We start from the raw sequence: 18,134 nt of genomic DNA, 5'->3' as shown, positions 1-18,134 counted from the left end.
GGCTGACCCGCGGGGCACGCCGCGCGGCGCCGCCGCTCAGCGGGGCCCGGTGAGGTCCGCGACCTCCCCCAGGAACGCCCTGACGATCTCCTCCCCCGCCGCGGCGCCCCGCTCCGTGAGCGCGGTGACGTGCGGCGCCGACCAGCCCGCATCGGCCAGTTCGCCGTGGCCGGGGCGCCAGCCCCGGTCGGCGGCCAGCAGCAGGTCGGCGTCGAGGAGGGAGTCGCCGGCCGCGAGGACGTGCCCGGCGCCCGCGCGGCGTGCTGCCTCGCGCACCGCCGCGCTCTTCGTGAGCGGCTTGGGCACGGCGTAGACCTTGCGGCCCTGGAGGGAGACCGTCCAGCCGCGGCCGTCGGCCCAGCCCGCGAGGTCCTTCACCCAGGTCTCCGGCAGCCGTTCCCGGTCCACGACGAGGTACGCGAACAGGTCCTCGGCGGTACGTTCCTTCAGCAGCCAGGACGGGTCCGCCGTACGCAGCAGGTGCGCCCGTACCTCGGCCAGCGACGCGCAATCGGCGGCCAGCCGGGCCGCGACCGTCCGCTGCCAGTCCCGGTCGGACTCGCCGTCCACCAGCAGGTGGCCGCCGTTCGCGCAGACCGCGAACCGCGGCGCGGGGCCCGGCAGATGGATGCGGCCGTACTGCTCGCGGGTGCGGGTGGTGGCCGGTACGAAGCAGGCGCCGCGGGCGGCCGCCAGGGTGGCGAGCAGCGCGCCGGCGGTCTCGGTGACGTACGACAGCGGCTTGCGGTCGTACACCTCCACGCACAGCAGGCGCGGCGCCTGCGCGTCGGGCCCGGTCAGGCCGAGGGCCGCGGCGGAGTAGATGAGGGTGCGGTCCAGGTCGCTGGCGACCAGCACGGACGGGGGCGCTCCGGTCACTTGGCCGCCACCGTCCTGCCGTCGGCACCGGTCGCGCCGCGGGTGTAGCGGGGGTGGATCAGCCCGACGCAGCTGTACGGCAGGTCGTCGGTCTCCTCCACCGGGACGCCGCGCTGCGCGGCCAGCAGCCGTATGTGCGCGAGGTCGGCGCCCGCGTCCGTGCGCGCGAGGATCTTCCAGGGGACGCGGCGCAGCAGGACGCGGGTGGTCTCCCCGACGCCGGGCTTGACGAGGTTCACGTCGTGGATGCCGTACGCCTCGCTGATCCGTTCCACGGCGGCCCAGCCCGCCCAGGTGGGCGCCCGGTCGGCGGCGCGCAGCGCGGCGGCGTCGGCTCGGGCGTCCCCGGCGACCTCGGCGAAGCGGGCCGCGACGGTGTCGACGAAGTGCCGGGAGACGTCCGCTGCCGCCAGCTCGCGGTAGAACTTGGCGCCGTGGAAGTCGTCCGGTCCGACCAGGTCGGCGCGGAGCACCGTACGGGAGACGAGCCCGGAGACGGTGGAGTTCAGGCAGGCGGAGGGGATCAGGAAGTCGTCGCGGGTGCCGTAGGTGTCCACGCAGCCGCCGGGGTCGGCGAGGACCGCGATCCGCGGGTCGAAGCCCGCTCCGGCGTCGCGGAGCGCCTGCGCCAGTTCGCGGGTGATCGCGCCCTTGCCGGTCCAGCCGTCGACGAAGACCACGTCGGCGGGGTCGTGGTGGGCGGCGAGCCAGCGCAGCGCGGTGGTGTCGATGCCGCGGCCCCGGACGATCGATATCGCGTAGTGCGGCAGGTCCAGGCCGTGTGCGTACTGTGCCCAGCGGCGCATCAGGACGCCGACGGGGGTGCCGGCGCGGGCGAGGGAGACCAGGACCGGGCGGGGTGAGCGCTCGGCGAGGACGGTCTCGGTGACGGCGCCGACGGCACGCGCGATGCGGGCGGCGGAGGTCTCCAGCGCGGTGCGGAAGAGCGCCTGGTACTCCTCGCTGGGCTGGTACTCCACGGGCAGCGACTCGGCGTAGTGCGCGCCGCCGCGCTGGATGGCCTCCTCGCGCTCCTCGGTGGGTGCTTCGAGGGTGACGCCGGAGAAGTCCTGGAGGAGCCAGCCGACGTCCTCGGGCGCGTAGGAGGAGAAGGCGGGGCCGCGCAGGGGCTCCTGCATGCCGGTACGGACCTCCGGGCGGGGGCGGGGCACGTCCGGCGCTGCGGGCTGCGCCGGTGCGTACGCGGGGATGACGCCGAGCAGCACCTGGCCGGTGTGCGGGGCGAGGGCGGCCAGGAGGCCGCCGGGGGCGTGCAGTTCGGGGGTGTCGCCGGCCGAGTCGACGAGGGCGACGACGGCGTCGAAGCGGCGGGCCGGGTCGGCGCCGGGCGCGACGTTGTAGGCGTACCGCTCGCCGGGGCCGTCCGCCGGGCGGTCGTGGGCCGGGAAGGCGAGGCGGGTGCGGATGGCGTAGCCGGGGTCGTCCACGGCGAGCACCGGGGAGCGGGTGGTGGTGGAGAAGCGGACCTCGGCGGGGAGGGCCTCGTCCAGCGCCGCGGCCAGCCGCAGTGGTGCGTACATCAGCTCCTCGCTGCCGAGGACGAGGACGCGGGCTTCCGCCCTGCGGCCGGTGCCGCCCAGGGCCTCGGCGAGGCGCGCGGCCATGCCGGGGAGAGCCGCGTCCAGGCGGGCGCGGTGGGCGGGGGTGAAGCCGTGCCGTCCGCCGTCGGGGAGGCCGGCGGGCCAGCCCAGCTCGACACGCGAGAAGTCGGCCGGGGCCGGGGCGGCCGGTTCGGTGCTGCCGTCCGGCTCGTACCGCGCCACGAGCTCCTGCCCGCGCTCCAGTACGCCGTCCGGGAGCCGTACGGTGCCCGCCGTCAGGGCCACGAGGTCGACCCGCGCCCCCAGGTCGGCGGCGAACTTCTCCAGGCGGGCGCGGTCGGCGGCCGACCGCATGTCGGTCAGCGCCACGATCACGTACCGGTCGCGGGGGTAACGGGCGTGCAGCGCGGCGATGGTGTTGAGCACCGTCCGCCCGGTGGAGAACTCGTCGTCCACCAGCACCAGCGGGCCGTCGCCGGTGAGCAGCCCGCGGTCCTCGGGCAGCAGCAGGTGGGAGGTGGCGTGGCTGTGCTCCTCCTCGAAGCCGCCGGCCCGCTCGACGCCGGGCACGGGACGCCGGGTGGAGTGCAGGTACGGGGCGAGCGCCAGGCCGTCGGCGACGCTGTGCCCGAGCCCCGTGGCGGTCTCGGCGTATCCGAGGACCACGGCGCGGGCCGCCGCCTCGTCGCCGAGCAGCGCGCGCACCCGGCGGCCCAGGCCGTGCCCGGCGTCGTACACCACCGCCGGGCGCTGCGGGACGTGCTTGCCGAGCACCTGCGAGACCAGCAGGTGGGCCCGCTTGGGGTTGCGCCGCAGCGCGAGCCCCACCAGGCCGGGCAGCTCGGCCGCACCGTTCAGTTCGACCCCGAGCCGCTCCGCGACCCACTCGCCGGTCCACACCACCGTGTTCTTCCCCTTCACCGTCTTCTCGGTCATTCGTCCGCCCCTGACAGCCCAGCGGCCAGCAGTTCCACGAAGCTGACGCCCTCGCGCGCGACGCCGAAGACCTCGGCGCGCAGCAGCGTGCGCTCCGCCCAGGCGCGGTGCGGCTTCACCTCGTTCATCTTGTTCGTGTAGGCGGAGCGCAGGACGCCGCCGCCGGTGCGCTCGGGGCGCAGGATGTCGGCCGCGTCGCTGAACTCCTCGTGGCTGACGACGGAGAGGGCGTGCACGGGCGCGACGTGCGAGGGGTGGATGCAGGTCTTGCCCTGGAGGCCGTTGGCCCGGTCCAGCTCGATCTCGCGGAGCAGGCCGTCCATGGCGTGCTCGATGAGGGAGGTGCGCAGCTCCTCGGCGTGCCCGAGGAACGGGCTCTGCCGCAGCTGGGGCTTGAACATCCGCTCGTGCAGCCGGAAGTACTCCCAGACCGGCCCGGTGACGGTGAAGCCGGTACCGTCGGCGCGGCCGAGGACGTTGACGACGTCGGCGATCACGGAGGCGACGATCCGGACGTCGTACGCGGTCATGTCCGGCGCGCGGCGCAGTCCGTACGCGGAGCAGAAGTCGGTGACGCCGAGGCGCAGCGCGAGGACCCGGTCCCGGTAGGCGTCCACGGTGCGGGCGATGCCCTGCAGGGTCTCCGTGCGGCTCTCCAGGTGGAGCAGCTCGGGGGACTCCAGGACGGGCATCGCGAACAGCCGCCGGCCGCAGGCGGCTTCGGCGGCGGCCAGGGCCTCCAGGAAGGGCACGCCGCGCAGGGCGGTGAACTTGGGCAGCACGAATCCGGAGAGCAGCCGGACGGCCGGGCCGAGCCGCCGGACCAGGTCCGGGATCTGGTCCGGGGTGCGGACCCGGATGAAGAGCAGGGGCAGCGGGGTGTCCGGGCTGCGGTCCCGGACCTCGGCCAGCTCGCTGAACTGCCGTACGAGGTTGTCCTCGCCGGCCGCCACGTCGCCGTCGCCGATGGAGTCCTCCAGGCACAGCACCATCGAGACGACGCCGCGCCCGGCCTGCTTGACCACGTCGGCGGCCAGCCGCGGCCTGGTCGCGGGCGAGTAGAGGGTGGCGCCGAGCGCGACGGCGAGCAGCGGCTGCGGGGAGTCGGCGGTGAACTCCGCCGGTTCCTGGTGGAACAGCGTCGCGCGTACGCCGGGCGGCAGGTGTCCGAAATGACGCATACAACTCCCCGGGTGCGGGCGGGATTCGGCCACCCCTGTGCTTCTTTCCTCGGCGTCCGGTGTCCGGATCCGGCCGGTAATCGTACGTGTGGGCCCCTGCGGAAAGTTCCCGAGCGGGTGAAAATCACGTGTCATGTGCCCGGCAGGCGGATGCACGCGGCCGCCGTTCGCCGGCGCCGGTGCGCCCCGCGTTGTCCGGCACGCCGTCGAGCAGGCAGGATGACGCCATGACGCACGCCATGCAGAAGGGGTCGAACGTGCCCCTCGACGCCACTGCCGTACGGGCCGTCCTGCGCTGGACGCCGGGGACGGGAGTGCCCGACGTGGACGCCTCGGCGCTGCTGCTGGGCCCCGAGGGGCGGGTGCGGTCGGACGCGGACTTCGTGTTCTACAACCAGCCCCGGCACCCCAGCGGTCTGGTGCGTCATCTGCCGAAGAAGCGGCTGGCCGACGCGCTGACCGACACCGTCGAGGCGGACCTGTCCGCGCTGGACGCGTCGGTGGACCGGGTGGTGCTGGCCGCGTCCTCGGACGGCGGCCCCTTCGGACGGGTACCGGATCTGCGGGTGGAGCTGTACGACGCGGGACAAGGGGACGGCGGACCGCTGGCGGTGTTCGAGGTGGAGCCGGAGACCGGCGAGGAGACCGCGCTGATCTGCGGCGAGCTGTACCGGCGCGCCGACGCCTGGAAGTTCCGGGCGCTGGGCCAGGGCTACGACAGCGGACTGGTGGGGCTGGCGACGGAGTTCGGGATCTCGGTGGACGACGGCGAGGACGCCGCTGAGGCCGGGGAGCCGGCCGGCGCGCCGCGGCCCGCCGGCGGGGCGACGGCCGCGGCCGGTGCCGTGCCGGACGACGAGGAGGCGACCCGCGCGGTGCCCGGACCGGCGGCGGGGTCCGAGGACGTCACCCGGGCCGTGCCCGATCCGGTGCCCTTCCCGGAGCCGGCCGCCGGCGCCGCGGAGCCCACCGGGGCCGCCGCCGCGGCCTTCGCACCGTCCCCGCAGCCCACCGGCGCACCGGCCGGCGGCTACGGCTACCCGGAGAACGTACCGCCGCCGCCCGCGGTGCCGCCGGCCCCGCCCGCGTACGGCTATCCGGGACCGCCGCCCGAGCAGCCTCCGGGGCCCGCGTACGGCTATCCCGGGCCGCAGCAGGAGCAGAGCCCGGCGCGGCCCGCATACGGCTATCCGCAGCCGGCCACCGCGGCGGGCGGCTACGGCTATCCGCAGCCCGCGCCCGACCGGCAGGCCACCGGCCCGGTGCCGGAGAACGGGCCGCTGGTGCTGCCGCCGCAGGGGCCGCAGTTCCAGCGGCGCTGAGCGGCGTACGAGCGCGGGCGCGCACGACGGGCGCGCCCGGCTCTCACACCTTGCTCTTGTAGCCGCGGCCCCACTGCAGGCCCCAGCCGTACAGCCGGTCCAGCTCGGCCTGGAAGCCGTAGACGTACCGCACCTCGCGGCGCACGGTCAGCTCACCCTTGACGTTCTCCAGCATGAAGACCGCGCAGGACCGGGCCTGCGGGGCCCGTTCGTCCAGCCCGATCTCCACGCGCGGCCCGCTGCTGGGGTAGAGCGTGACGATGGCGTGGGTGCGGTCGAAGGCGGGGGTGCCGTCGTAGATGTAGACGAAGATCAGCAGACGCTTGAACTCGTCCTGGTGGTCGAGGTTCACATAGAGCGTCTCGCCGGACCCCGAGCCGAACCGGTCGTCGCCGCTGAGCTGGATGTACGGCGGGCTGTTGAGGTCGCCGAGGAAGTCCCCCAGCGGCTGCACGACGCCCTTGGTACCGTCCTTGAGCTCGTACAGGCAGGCCAGGTCGAGGTCGATCTTGACGACCGCCGGGCCCTGCGCCTGCACCACCTCGGGCTTGAAGATCTGGCCCGGGTGCCGCCACAAGCTCTTGCGCTTGCCCGCGAACTCCGCGAAGTCCGTGGTGCGCATCTGCCAGGAGAGGTTGACCCGGAGGTTGCCGCTGGCCGCGCCCTGCTTGGTCAGCGACACCACCGGGTCGCGTTTGGTCAGTTTGACGACGTACGACGCGCCGCCGTTGTCGAACTGCGGCGTTCCGCCGCGTCGCCAGTTCCCCAAGAACGACACTTCGCCCCACCCCTCACTTGCGTGTCCTCGCATACCACTGCCGCGGGGCGGCCCGAGGAGCCGGTGGGACCGGGGGCGGTGCCCCGGGTCCCGGCTCTCATGGCCGCCCCGCAGAGAAGCGTTCCTCAATCGGACGCCGGTCACACGCGGTTGCGCGTCACACTCCCGAGCTGACCTCGGACTTCGATGCCGATCCCGAACTCGGCCTGCCCTCCAGGCGGTTCCTGCGCACCGAGGAGAAGAAGGACAGCGCGATCAGGAGGACGCCGATCCCGCCGGTGATGACCTCGTTGATCTCGTACTTGATCGTGACGAGCAGGATGACCGCCAGCGCACCGATCGCGTAGTGCGCGCCGTGCTCCAGGTAGACGTAGTCGTCCAGGGTGCCCTTGCGGACGAGGAAGACGGTGAGCGACCGGATGTACATGGCGCCGATGCCCAGACCCAGCGCCATCTCGAAGATGTCGTTGGTGATGGCGAAGGCGCCGATGACGCCGTCGAAGGAGAAGGACGCGTCGATGACCTCCAGGTAGAGGAACATGAAGAACGCGGCCTTGCCGGCCAGTCCGACGGCCGAGCCGGTGCCGTTCTTCTTCGCCGGCGCGCTCTCCTCGCCGTCCTCTTCGTCCTCGTCCTCCAGCTTGTCCTCGAAGTAGCCGGAGATGCCGCCGACGATGAGGTACGTGATCAGGCCGGCGACGCCGGAGAGCAGGACGGTGGCGCTCTTGTCACCGCCGCCGTGCGCCACGTCGGTGGCCACGGTCATGGCCGCGACGAGCAGCGCGACCAGCGCGATGATGACCGAGAGGGTGTCGAGCTTGCCCAGCTTGGCCAGCGGCTTCTCCAGCCAGGCGAGCCACTTGTAGTCCCGCTCCTCGAAGATGAAGTCGAGGAAGATCATGAGCAGGAACATGCCGCCGAAGGCGGCGATGGCCGGGTGGGCACCGGTGACGAGATGTTCGTACTGCGGCTTGTCGTTGATCGCCAGGTTGACGGCCTCGATGGGGCCCATCTTGGCCGTGATGGCCACGATGACGACCGGGAAGACGAGGCGCATGCCGAAGACGGCGATCAGGATGCCGACGGTCAGGAAGATCTTCTGCCAGAAGGCATTCATCTTCCGCAGGATGCCGGCGTTGATGACCGCGTTGTCGAACGAGAGCGAGATCTCCAGGATCGAGAGGATCCCGACGATCGCGAGCCCCTGCCACCCCCAGAGGACACCGGCCAAGGCCAGGCCCACCACCGTGACGGCGAATGACCAGCCAAAGGTTTTGAGGAGCACTTCCTACCCATTCCCTCGTTGTGTGGGGTCCCCCGCGCACGGGTGGACGGCGCTTTACGAAACGTTGACCCCGAAGTCTAGAGCGATGCCGCGCAGGCCCGACGCGTACCCCTGCCCAACGGCCCTGAACTTCCACTCGCCGTTGTACCGGTAAACCTCGCCGAAGATCATCGCCGTCTCGGTGGAGGCGTCCTCGCTGAGGTCGTAGCGGGCCAGCTCGCTGCCGTCCGCCTGGTTCACCACGCGGATGAAGGCGTTGCTGACCTGGCCGAAGCTCTGGCCGCGCGCGTCCGCGTCATGGATCGAGACAGGGAAGACGATCTTGTCGACCTGGGCCGGGACCTGGGCGAGATCCACCAGAATCGATTCGTCGTCGCCCTCACCCTCGCCGGTGAGGTTGTCCCCCGTGTGTTCGACGGAGCCCTCGGGGCTCTTGAGGTTGTTGTAGAAGACGAAGTACTCGTCCCCCAGCACCCGGCCGCCGCTGCACAGCAGGGCGCTGGCGTCCAGGTCGAACGGCGCCCCGGTCGTGGAGCGCGCGTCCCAGCCCAGGCCGACCATGACCTTGGTGAGATTGGGTGCGGCCTTCGAGAGGGAGACGTTGCCCCCCTTGGCGAGTGTGACGCCCATGTTCTTCGCTTCCTCCCCGGTGTGGATCGTGCTCTGCTCTCAAGCGCGCCCGGCGCCGCACTCCCCTCGGGGGGCGTACGGCGCCGGGCGGGGTACGTCCTCGGTCAGACGTTCACGCCGAAGTCCTGCGCGATGCCGCGCAGGCCCGAGGCGTAGCCCTGGCCGATGGCCCGGAACTTCCACTCGGCGCCGTTGCGGTACAGCTCGCCGAAGACCATGGCGGTCTCCGTCGAGGCGTCCTCGCTCAGGTCGTAACGGGCGAGCTCGTTGCCGTCGGCCTGGTTCACCACGCGGATGAAGGCGTTGCGCACCTGGCCGAAGCTCTGCTGGCGGGTCTCGGCGTCGTAGATCGACACCGGGAACACGATCTTGGCGACGTCGGCCGGCACCGCGGCCAGGTTCACCTTGATCTGCTCGTCGTCGCCCTCGCCCTCACCGGTGAGGTTGTCACCGGTGTGCTCGACCGACCCGTCCGGGCTCTTCAGGTTGTTGAAGAACACGAAGTTCTGGTCGTTCGCCACCTTGCCCTGGTCGTTGGTCAGCAGAGCGCTGGCGTCCAGGTCGAAGTCGGTACCGGTGGTGGTACGCGCGTCCCAGCCCAGACCGACGATCACGGCGGTCAGATTGGGGGCTTCCTTCGTCAGCGAGACGTTGCCGCCCTTGCTGAGGCTGACTCCCACGAGTCCTCCCATAGATTCGAGGGGTACACAATCGCCCCCGTCGTGCATGGCATCAGAACAACGTTTTGATCCTAGTGACCGGTTCCCACCGATTACCTGCTGTTGCCACGGCGGGGTGCCGGGTGTTGCCTCAGAGCGTCTCGAGCGCCTTGGCGTACTCGTTCAGGTCGCGCGCGTCGGGCAGGCCGTTGACGACCGTCCAGCGCACCACGCCCTCCTTGTCGATGATGAAGGTGCCGCGCACCGCGCAGCCCTTCTCCTCGTCGAAGACGTCGTAGGCGCGGGAGACCTCGCCGTGCGGCCAGAAGTCCGACAGCAGGGGGTACTCCAGGCCCTCCTGCTCGGCGAAGACCCGCAGCGAGAACGGCGAGTCATTCGAAACGGCGAGCAGCTGCACGTCGTCGTTGACGAACTTCGGCAGCTCGTCGCGCAGGGCGCACAGCTCGCCGGTGCACACGCCGGTGAAGGCGAAGGGGTAGAAGAGCAGCACGACGTTCTTCTCGCCGCGGAAGTCGGAGAGCTTGACGGTCTCCCCGTGCTGGTTCTTCAGCTCGAACTCCGGAGCCTTCGCGCCGACCTCGATCGCCATGGGTGCTGTTTCCCTTCGCAGATGCTGAACAGATACCCGCCAACCCTACGCGGCGACCGCGGCCCCGGTACGCGTCGAGCCCCCTCACCGGCGGTCCGTCCCGGCCACAGAGGGCCGGGGCGGGAACCAGGAGGGGGCTCGGGACGTGCCGGCGTGACGGCTCAGCGCTTGCCGGACTTGGCGGCCTTCGGCGTGACCAGCCGGCTGCCGCTCCAGTCCTTGCCCGCGTTGATGCTCTTCGTCTGGGACAGACCCGCAGTCTGCGCGGCCTCATTGATGTCGCTCGGCTCGACGTACCCGTCGCGTCCGGTCTTCGGCGTCAGCAGCCAGACGGCGCCGCCGTCCTCGATCAGACCGATGGCGTCGACCAGCGCGTCCGTGAGGTCGCCGTCGTCTTCCCGGAACCACAGGACGACGGCGTCGGCCACGTCGTCATAGTCCTCGTCGACGAGCTCCTGGCCGATCGCGGCCTCGATGCCTTCACGGAGCTCCTGCTCGACGTCATCGTCGTAGCCGATCTCCTGGACCACCTGTCCGGGCTCGAACCCCAGCTTGATGGCCGGGTTGGTCCGCTCCTCCGCGTGGTCCGCGGTCGCGCTCACGGATTGCCTCCTGTCATGTCTTGGATATGCCATACACCTCGCGCGTGCGCGGGGCATTGGGCGTAGTCCACACGGGCGGGGCGAATCGCGCAAGTACCCAGCCGTCCAGACCGCCAAAACGGTGACGGATACGGCCGTCTCGCCGCAACTACGACCCCTTTTACCCCGGCGAGCGGTGATTCACGCCACAGCGTCGCCCCCTGTTCATGGGGTACGCGCGCGTGGCCGTGAGGACGGAGGGGACGGCGGGACCGGCAACCCGTGTTCGATATCCGTACGGTCGGCCGCCGCGGGCGTGTGACATGGGCGTATGGTTGCGATTTGGTCTCCCCCTTGAGTGCGCCCCGCGGCGACGGCTCCCGGAGGGCGGTTACCAGCAGGTAGAGATGACGTATCCGCGTGCCTCGGTACACGATGGAAGACGGCGCGACACCAGCAGAGACAGAAATCTGACCTCGGGCTCGGCATACGTGTGCAGTACGGATGCATCACATGTGGGCGGAGCACGACACGACCAGAACAGCGAAGGAACAGCGTGGCTTCCGGATCCGATCGCAACCCGATCATCATTGGCGGCCTTCCCAGCCAGGTCCCGGACTTCGATCCTGAAGAGACCCAGGAATGGCTCGACTCGCTCGACGCAGCCGTCGATGAGCGAGGCCGGGAACGTGCCCGCTACCTCATGCTCCGCCTCATCGAGCGGGCCCGCGAGCGTCGCGTGGCCGTGCCCGAGATGCGCAGCACGGACTACGTCAACACCATCGCCACCAAGGACGAGCCGTTCTTCCCCGGCAACGAGGAGATCGAGCGCAAGGTCCTGAACGCGACCCGGTGGAACGCGGCCGTCATGGTCTCGCGCGCCCAGCGCCCCGGCATCGGCGTCGGCGGCCACATCGCCACGTTCGCCTCCTCGGCCTCCCTGTACGACGTGGGCTTCAACCACTTCTTCCGGGGCAAGGACGACGGCAAGGGCGGCGACCAGGTCTTCTTCCAGGGGCACGCCTCGCCGGGCATCTACGCCCGCGCCTACCTCCTGGACCGGCTCTCCGCCGAGCAGCTGGACGGCTTCCGGCAGGAGAAGTCCAAGGCCCCGAACGGTCTGTCCAGCTACCCGCACCCGCGGCTGATGCCGGACTTCTGGGAGTTCCCGACCGTCTCGATGGGCCTCGGCCCGCTCGGCGCGATCTACCAGGCCCGGATGAACCGCTACATGGAGGCGCGCGGCATCGCCGACACCTCCGACAGCCACGTCTGGGCGTTCCTCGGCGACGGCGAGATGGACGAGCCGGAGTCGCTCGGCCAGCTGTCCATCGCCGCGCGCGAGGGCCTGGACAACCTCACCTTCGTCGTCAACTGCAACCTGCAGCGCCTGGACGGCCCGGTCCGCGGCAACGGCAAGATCATGCAGGAGCTGGAGTCGCAGTTCCGCGGCGCAGGCTGGAACGTGATCAAGCTGGTCTGGGACCGCTCCTGGGACCCGCTGCTCGCGCAGGACCGCGACGGCGTGCTGGTGAACAAGCTGAACACCACGCCGGACGGCCAGTTCCAGACGTACGCCACCGAGACCGGTGCGTACATCCGCGAGCACTTCTTCGGTGACGACCACCGGCTGCGCAAGATGGTCGAGAACATGACCGACGACCAGATCCTGCACCTGGGGCGCGGCGGTCACGACCACAAGAAGATCTACGCGGCGTACGCGGCGGCCAAGGCGCACAAGGGCCAGCCGACCGTGATCCTGGCGCAGACCGTCAAGGGCTGGACGCTCGGCCCGAACTTCGAGGGCCGCAACGCGACCCACCAGATGAAGAAGCTGACGGTCGACGACCTGAAGATGTTCCGCGACCGGCTGCACCTGCCGATCCCGGACAAGGAGCTGGAGGACGGCCTTCCGCCGTACTACCACCCGGGCCGGGACTCCGAGGAGATCCAGTACATGCACGACCGCCGCAAGCAGTGCGGCGGCTACGTGCCCACCCGTGTCGTGCGCGCCAAGCCGCTCCAGCTGCCGGGCGACAAGGCGTACGCGACGGCCAAGAAGGGCTCGGGCCAGCAGAAGATCGCCACGACCATGGCGTTCGTGCGGGTGCTGAAGGACCTGATGCGGGACAAGGAGATCGGCAAGCGCTTCGTGCCGATCGCGCCGGACGAGTACCGCACCTTCGGCATGGACGCGTTCTTCCCGACCTCGAAGATCTACAACCCGCTGGGCCAGATCTACGAGTCGGTCGACCGCGAGCTGCTGCTGGCGTACAAGGAGTCGCCGACCGGCCAGATGCTGCACGACGGCATCACGGAGGCGGGCTGCACCGCCTCGCTGATCGCCGCGGGCTCGGCCTACGCCACGCACGGCGAGCCGCTGATCCCGGTCTACGTCTTCTACTCCATGTTCGGTTTCCAGCGGACCGGCGACCAGTTCTGGCAGATGGCCGACCAGCTGGCGCGCGGTTTCGTCCTGGGTGCGACCGCGGGACGTACGACCCTGACCGGTGAGGGTCTGCAGCACGCCGACGGCCACTCCCAGCTGCTGGCCTCGACCAACCCGGCGTGCGTCGCGTACGACCCGGCGTACGGCTACGAGATCGCGCACATCGTCCAGGACGGCCTGCGCCGCATGTACGGCGAGACCGCGGACGGGAAGCCGGGCGAGGACGTCTTCTACTACCTCACCGTCTACAACGAGCCGATCGTGCACCCGGCCGAGCCGGCGGACGTGGACGTCGAGGGCATCCTCAAGGGCATCCACAAGATCCAGCCGGGCACCGCGGGCTCCATCCCCGCCCAGATCATGGCGTCGGGTGTCGCCGTGCCGTGGGCGCTGGAGGCGCAGAAGATCCTCGCCGAGGAGTGGAACGTCAAGGCGGACGTCTGGTCGGCGACCTCCTGGAACGAGCTGCGCCGCGACGCCGTCGAGGCGGAGGAGCACAACCTGCTGCACCCGGAGGAGGAGCAGCGCGTCCCGTACGTGACGCGGAAGCTCTCCGGCTCCGAGGGTCCGTTCGTGGCCGTCTCCGACTGGATGCGTGCGGTTCCGGACCAGATCGCGCGCTGGGTGCCCGGCACCTACCAGTCGCTGGGCGCGGACGGCTTCGGCTTCGCCGACACCCGTGGCGCGGCGCGCCGCTTCTTCCACATCGACGCGCAGTCGATCGTCCTCGGCGTGCTCACCGAGCTCGCCAAGGAGGGCAAGGTCGACCGCTCGGCGCTGAAGCAGGCCCTGGACCGGTACCAGCTGCTGGACGTCACGGCGGCGGAGGCCGGCGAGGCGGGCGGCGACGCGTAACCGCTCCGCTGAGGTACATCGCGGCGAGGGCCCGGGCAGCACGCAGCTGCCCGGGCCCTCGCCCTTTCCGCTTCCGGCCGGCCCGGTTCAGCGCTCCCAGATCTTGACCGCCCGCACCTCGTACGGCGAGTCCGGTACGTACGTACCGCCGCCCGGATACGTGTCGTACTCGCCGGTCTCGGCGCACTCGGCGCTCTGGTACGTGGTGACGGGCCGCCCGGTGCGGTTCACGAAGGAGCGCGCGGGACGGCCGGCGGGCAGCGCCACGCAGCTCTCGATGTCGGTGTCGGAGAGCTCGTGCGTGGTGCGCGGGCCTTCATAACCGGCCTTCGGCCAGAGACAGAGCTGCCCGGCGGCACAGCCCCCGGAAGCGGCGTCCGCGGCGAAGGGCGTGCTGACCAGCGCGGCCGCACCGAGCGCGGCGGCGAGGATTGTCGTACGCATGAGGGTCCCCCCGAATCGTGATCGTCCGACGATCGTTCCGGGGCAACGCTGGCGGCACCGCAGGTACGTGGCGAACACATCCGGGCCCCGCCCACCCTGATAGGGGAAGACGGGGCCCGGAGGTTGCCGCGCCCCGTAGGGGCGCGGGGAACTGCGCGACCGGCCACGACGGCGCCGCACGCGGCGCACCCGCACGGCACCCCGATCCGCACCCGCAAGTCAGATGTGGCCGACGCCGCCTTCGACCGCGTTCGCACCGCGCTTCGTCGCGAACGCGACCACCGCCGCGACAACGGCGACGCCGCAGGCGACCGAGAAGGCCAGCCCCATGCCCGAGATGAACGTCTCGTGGGCGACCGCGGTGATCTTCTCGGCGAACGGGGCCGGAGTGCCCTTCGGCACCGGCGCCATGCCGACGGCGACCGCGTCGGCGGCCTTGTCGAGCTGGGCCGGCGGGATGGGCGGCAGGTGCGCGGCGTTCCAGTTGTCCGGCAGCTCGCCGCTCACCCGGGAGGCCATGACGGCGCCCAGTACGGCGGTGCCGAGGCTGCCGCCGACCTGCATCGCGGCCTGCTGGAGGCCGCCGGCGACGCCGGAGAGTTCCATGGGCGCGTTGCCGACGATGACCTCGGTGGCGCCGACCATGACGGGCGCGAGGCCGAGGCCCAGCAGGGCGAACCAGATGGACATGGTGCCGGTACCGGTGCCGACGTCCAGCGTGGACATGCCGTACATGGCGACGGCGGTGGCGACCATGCCGCCGACCAGCGGGACGCGCGGGCCGAACTTGGTGATCATGGCGCCCGCGAGCGGCGAGGCGACGATCATCATGCCGGTGAGCGGCAGCAGGTGCAGGCCGCTGTCGACCGGGCTCATCCCGTGCACGTTCTGCAGGTAGAAGGTGACGAAGAACAGGCCGCCCATGAAGGCGAAGGCCATCAGCACCATCAGGACCGTGCCGGCGGTGAGCGGCAGGGAGCGGAACATCCGCAGCGGGATCAGCGGTTCGCGGACCTTGGTCTCCAGCGCGCCGAAGGCCACGAAGAGCACGATCGAGCCGATCAGGAAGCCCCAGGTCTTCCCGTCGCCCCAGCCCCACTCGCCGGCCTTGATCAGCGCCCAGATGAGGCAGAACATCGCGCCGGACAGCAGCACGATGCCGGGGACGTCGAAGGAGCGCGGGGCGTTCTTCGCACGGTGGTCCTTGAGGATCACCAGGCCCAGGACGAGGGCGAGGAGGCCGACGGGGACGTTGATGAAGAAGACGGACTGCCAGTTGACGTGCTCGACGAGCAGGCCGCCGACGATCGGGCCGCCGGCGGTGGAGGCGCCGATGACCATGCCCCAGATGCCGATGGCCATGTTGAGCTTCTCGGCCGGGAAGGTCGCGCGCAGCAGGCCGAGCGCGGCGGGCATCAGCAGCGCGCCGAAGAGGCCCTGCAGCACGCGGAAGACGATGACGAGCGAGACCTCGCTGGACAGGCCGATGGCCCCGGAGGCGAGGGCGAAGCCGACCACACCGATGAGGAAGGTCTGCCGGTGGCCGAAGCGGTCACCGAGCTTGCCCGCCGTGATCAGCGCGACGGCCAGCGCGAGGAGGTATCCGTTGGTGATCCACTGGACGTCGGCGAGCGAGGCGCCGAGGTCCTTCTGGATGGCCGGGTTGGCGATGGCGACGATCGTGCCGTCGAGCGCGACCATCATCACGCCGATGGCGACGGAGAAGAGGGTCAGCCAGGGGTGGCCACGCAGTCCCCTGCGCGGCTCCGGTGCGGGTATGTCCGGTATCGGGTCGGCTACCGGGGTCTGTGAGCTCATGATCCCGACAATAATGTCAGCGACTGACAGTTGACAAAGCGTTTCATCAGTCGGTAACTGTCAGTTAGCTCACAGGTATCGTGAGCAGCACTGATACGACGAGGAGGGCGGCGCATGAGGGCCGAGGTGACGCCGCGTGACGGGCTGCGGTGCGGACTGCGTGAGCGGAAGAAGCGGCGGACCCACGACGCCCTGATCCGGGCCGCGCTGGAGCTGTGCACCGAGCACGGGTACGACCGCACCACGATCGACGAGATCGCCGAGGCCGTCGACGTCTCCCAGCGGACCTTCTTCCGGTACTTCACGACCAAGGAGGACGTGGTCTTCGCCGTCCAGGAGATGGTCGAGGCGCGCTTCCTGGAGTCGCTGAAGGCCCGCCCGGCGGCCGAGGCCCCGCTGGACGCGCTGCGCAACGCCGTACTGCTGGCCTGGGACGACCTCGGCCAGGCCATCGAGTCGATCATCCCGGTCGAGCTGCACATGCGGACGTACCAGATGATCGAGTCGACGCCCGCCCTGGTCGCCGCGCACCTGCGGCGCAGCTCCGAGCTGGAGGAGCTGATCGCGGGCGTGATCGCCCGGCGCGAGGGCCTGGACCCGCTGACCGATCCGCGGCCACGGATCGTGGTCGCGGCGTTCAGCGGCGTGATGCGGCTGGCGGGGCGGCTGTGGGGCGAGGCCGGGGAGTGCAGCGTGGAGTCCATTCGCGCCATCACCGAGCAGCATCTGGACGGCATCGTTCCGGCGGTCGCCGGCGAGTGGCGGAAAGCAGCCGGCTGAATTGACCGGATGAGCGCATCGCTGCACGTCAGAGCGGGACAAACGGGCACCAAGTGTCCGTTGTGACCCTAATGACCCACAGCGAAACGTGAGTTGCGCCACCCAATCCACGACCGTCGCGCGCCGTCTCCTAGGCTGTCCCGCGGTGACTTCCTTCTCCGAGCTCGGCGCTCCTCCCGGTTTTCTGCAGTCCTCCGCCTGGCGCGCGGCACTCGCCCTGGTGGTGGTGTTCGTGATGCTTGCGGTGACCGGATGGACGGGGATCAGAGGGACCAAGAACGACACCGATCCGCTGGGCAGCTCCCGCGCCGCCTGGGCGAACGGCACGTTCCACGGCCACCGGCTGCCCGACCCGGCGGCGGGCCCGCACCGCATCGCGGCGTTCTTCGCCAAGCTCCGCAAGAGCGACCGGCTGCGGCTGGCCGACCGCTACCCGCTGGCCGTCGGCAACATGGCGGGCGCCCCCGCCACGCTGCGTTACCACGCCAACCGGAGCGCGATGGACCGGGCCAGGGCGGTCGCCGAGCGCCGCTCGCACGACGGCCGGCTCACCCCGGAGGGCCGCCAGGAGGCCGGCCGGCTGATGCACCGGCTCACGTCGATGATGCGGCCGGGCCGGCAGATCCTCTCCTTCGACCCGGCCGGCGGCGGCCGCGCCGCCGAGGTCTTCGGCGACCTCACGCACGCCCGCCGGGTCTCGGTGGTGGTGCCGGGGGTCGACACCAACCTGGTCAACTTCGAGCGCACCAAGCAGGCCGTCCGGGCCCCGGTGGGCATGGCGTCCTCGCTGTACGACGCGGAGCGCGCGGTGCGCCCCGACGCCCGTACGGCCGTGATCGCCTGGGCCGACTACACCGCGCCCGCCGGCATCGGCGTGGACGCGGCGGCCGGGCAGCTGGCGCAGGCGGGCGCGCAGCGCCTGGAGTCGCTGGTCGGCACGCTGCCGGCCGCCGCCGACGTCTCGCTGTTCTGCCACAGCTACGGCTCCGTGGTGTGCGGGGTGGCAGCGCGCGAGCTGCCGTCCCGGGTCGGCGACATCGTGGTGGCGGGCAGTCCCGGCATGCGCGCCCCGAACGTCGCCGCGCTGCACACCACGGCCCGGGTCTGGGCGATGCGGGACGCCGACGACTGGATCCAGGACGTGCCGTACCTGGAGCTCGGCGGGCTGGGCCACGGCGCGGACCCGGTGGACCCGGCGTTCGGCTCCCGGGTGCTCTCCGCGTCCGGCGCGGACGGACACGCCGGGTACTTCGCGCCCGGGACACGGAGTCTGGCCAACTTCGCCCTCGTCGGGGTCGGCGCGGTGGCGGGCGTCAGCTGCGCCTCGGACGACGGCGACTGCGCCGCCGACCTGGCGTAAGGGCC

At 71.2% G+C, this 18,134-nt stretch carries 15 protein-coding genes; 4 read left to right on the top strand and 11 right to left on the bottom strand.

The genetic code is table 11. The features are described from left to right. Positions 1-36: 36 nt before the first annotated feature. Genes C3486_RS20670 through C3486_RS20660 form a run of 3 tightly spaced genes read right to left on the bottom strand, consistent with a single transcriptional unit; the run spans position 37 to position 4,558 of the window. Entirely contained in the window at positions 37-879 is an 843-nt protein-coding gene (locus C3486_RS20670) for an HAD family hydrolase (protein ID WP_103834223.1), read from the bottom strand. After that, the gene (locus C3486_RS20665; RefSeq protein WP_103834222.1) at positions 876-3,377 is read right to left on the bottom strand and encodes a phosphoribosyltransferase; all 2,502 of its coding nucleotides are present in this window, start codon (positions 3,375-3,377) and stop codon (positions 876-878) included. Before C3486_RS20665 ends, C3486_RS20670 begins: the two co-directional genes overlap by 4 nt. Next, positions 3,374-4,558 carry an HpcH/HpaI aldolase/citrate lyase family protein gene (locus C3486_RS20660; protein WP_103834221.1) on the bottom strand — a complete coding sequence of 395 codons (1,185 nt, stop codon included), beginning with the start codon at positions 4,556-4,558 and terminating at the stop codon, positions 3,374-3,376. The genes C3486_RS20665 and C3486_RS20660 overlap by 4 nt, the downstream gene beginning before the upstream one ends. Positions 4,559-4,785: 227 nt before the next feature. Between C3486_RS20660 and C3486_RS20655 the strand changes: the two genes are divergently transcribed. After that, positions 4,786-5,880, top strand: a complete 1,095-nt coding sequence (locus C3486_RS20655; RefSeq protein ID WP_103834220.1) for a TerD family protein — start codon at positions 4,786-4,788, stop codon at positions 5,878-5,880. Positions 5,881-5,923: 43 nt separating this feature from the next. Here C3486_RS20655 and C3486_RS20650 read toward each other — a convergent pair whose 3' ends face one another. From C3486_RS20650 to C3486_RS20625, 6 genes are all read right to left on the bottom strand, one after another. Next, a complete protein-coding gene (locus C3486_RS20650; protein ID WP_103834219.1) occupies positions 5,924-6,658 on the bottom strand; it encodes a Tellurium resistance in 735 nt (244 codons plus the stop codon). A 157-nt stretch (positions 6,659-6,815) separates the two neighbouring features. Beyond that, complete coding sequence (locus C3486_RS20645; RefSeq protein ID WP_103834218.1) at positions 6,816-7,943, bottom strand: DUF475 domain-containing protein; 1,128 nt, start codon at positions 7,941-7,943, stop codon at positions 6,816-6,818. 54 nt (positions 7,944-7,997) lie between these two features. Next, positions 7,998-8,573: a TerD family protein gene (locus C3486_RS20640; RefSeq protein WP_103834217.1), complete on the bottom strand. Its 576-nt coding sequence runs from the start codon at positions 8,571-8,573 to the stop codon at positions 7,998-8,000. 104 nt (positions 8,574-8,677) lie between these two features. Then, positions 8,678-9,253 (bottom strand): TerD family protein, encoded by a 576-nt coding sequence (locus C3486_RS20635; protein WP_103834216.1) that lies wholly within the window; start codon positions 9,251-9,253, stop codon positions 8,678-8,680. A gap of 130 nt (positions 9,254-9,383) precedes the next feature. Further along, entirely contained in the window at positions 9,384-9,842 is a 459-nt protein-coding gene (locus C3486_RS20630) for a peroxiredoxin (protein ID WP_103834215.1), read from the bottom strand. 161 nt (positions 9,843-10,003) lie between these two features. Beyond that, positions 10,004-10,444 (bottom strand): DUF3052 domain-containing protein, encoded by a 441-nt coding sequence (locus C3486_RS20625; RefSeq protein ID WP_103834214.1) that lies wholly within the window; start codon positions 10,442-10,444, stop codon positions 10,004-10,006. Between the two features lie 535 nt (positions 10,445-10,979). On the opposite strand from C3486_RS20625, the gene aceE reads away from it, so the two are divergent. After that, a complete protein-coding gene (aceE, locus tag C3486_RS20620) occupies positions 10,980-13,727 on the top strand; it encodes a pyruvate dehydrogenase (acetyl-transferring), homodimeric type (protein WP_103834213.1) in 2,748 nt (915 codons plus the stop codon). Between the two features lie 87 nt (positions 13,728-13,814). On the opposite strand, the gene C3486_RS20615 is transcribed toward aceE, so the two are convergent. Continuing rightward, positions 13,815-14,171, bottom strand: a complete 357-nt coding sequence (locus C3486_RS20615; protein ID WP_103834212.1) for a peptidase inhibitor family I36 protein — start codon at positions 14,169-14,171, stop codon at positions 13,815-13,817. A 219-nt stretch (positions 14,172-14,390) separates the two neighbouring features. After that, complete coding sequence (locus C3486_RS20610; RefSeq protein ID WP_103834211.1) at positions 14,391-15,989, bottom strand: MFS transporter; 1,599 nt, start codon at positions 15,987-15,989, stop codon at positions 14,391-14,393. A 114-nt stretch (positions 15,990-16,103) separates the two neighbouring features. Between C3486_RS20610 and C3486_RS20605 the strand changes: the two genes are divergently transcribed. After that, positions 16,104-16,769 (top strand): TetR family transcriptional regulator, encoded by a 666-nt coding sequence (locus tag C3486_RS20605; RefSeq protein WP_103834210.1) that lies wholly within the window; start codon positions 16,104-16,106, stop codon positions 16,767-16,769. Between the two features lie 145 nt (positions 16,770-16,914). Then, positions 16,915-18,129, top strand: a complete 1,215-nt coding sequence (locus tag C3486_RS20600) for an alpha/beta hydrolase family protein (RefSeq protein WP_258052896.1) — start codon at positions 16,915-16,917, stop codon at positions 18,127-18,129. Positions 18,130-18,134 lie beyond the last annotated feature (5 nt).

Source organism: Streptomyces sp. Ru73, assembly GCF_002920575.1.
Taxonomy (GTDB): domain Bacteria; phylum Actinomycetota; class Actinomycetes; order Streptomycetales; family Streptomycetaceae; genus Streptomyces.
The sequence above is the reverse complement of the archived record's forward strand: the minus strand, read 5'-3'. Positions and strand labels throughout refer to the sequence as shown.

What these genes read in the sequence shown, in the direction of transcription:
- C3486_RS20655 (WP_103834220.1), top strand. Translation starts at nt 4,786, where the DNA reads ATGACGCACGCCATGCAGAAGGGGTCGAACGTGCCCCTCGACGCCACT.
- C3486_RS20660 (WP_103834221.1), bottom strand. Translation starts at nt 4,558, where the DNA reads ATGCGTCATTTCGGACACCTGCCGCCCGGCGTACGCGCGACGCTGTTC.
- C3486_RS20630 (WP_103834215.1), bottom strand. Translation starts at nt 9,842, where the DNA reads ATGGCGATCGAGGTCGGCGCGAAGGCTCCGGAGTTCGAGCTGAAGAAC.
- C3486_RS20605 (WP_103834210.1), top strand. Translation starts at nt 16,104, where the DNA reads ATGAGGGCCGAGGTGACGCCGCGTGACGGGCTGCGGTGCGGACTGCGT.
- C3486_RS20615 (WP_103834212.1), bottom strand. Translation starts at nt 14,171, where the DNA reads ATGCGTACGACAATCCTCGCCGCCGCGCTCGGTGCGGCCGCGCTGGTC.
- C3486_RS20640 (WP_103834217.1), bottom strand. Translation starts at nt 8,573, where the DNA reads ATGGGCGTCACACTCGCCAAGGGGGGCAACGTCTCCCTCTCGAAGGCC.
- C3486_RS20610 (WP_103834211.1), bottom strand. Translation starts at nt 15,989, where the DNA reads ATGAGCTCACAGACCCCGGTAGCCGACCCGATACCGGACATACCCGCA.
- C3486_RS20665 (WP_103834222.1), bottom strand. Translation starts at nt 3,377, where the DNA reads ATGACCGAGAAGACGGTGAAGGGGAAGAACACGGTGGTGTGGACCGGC.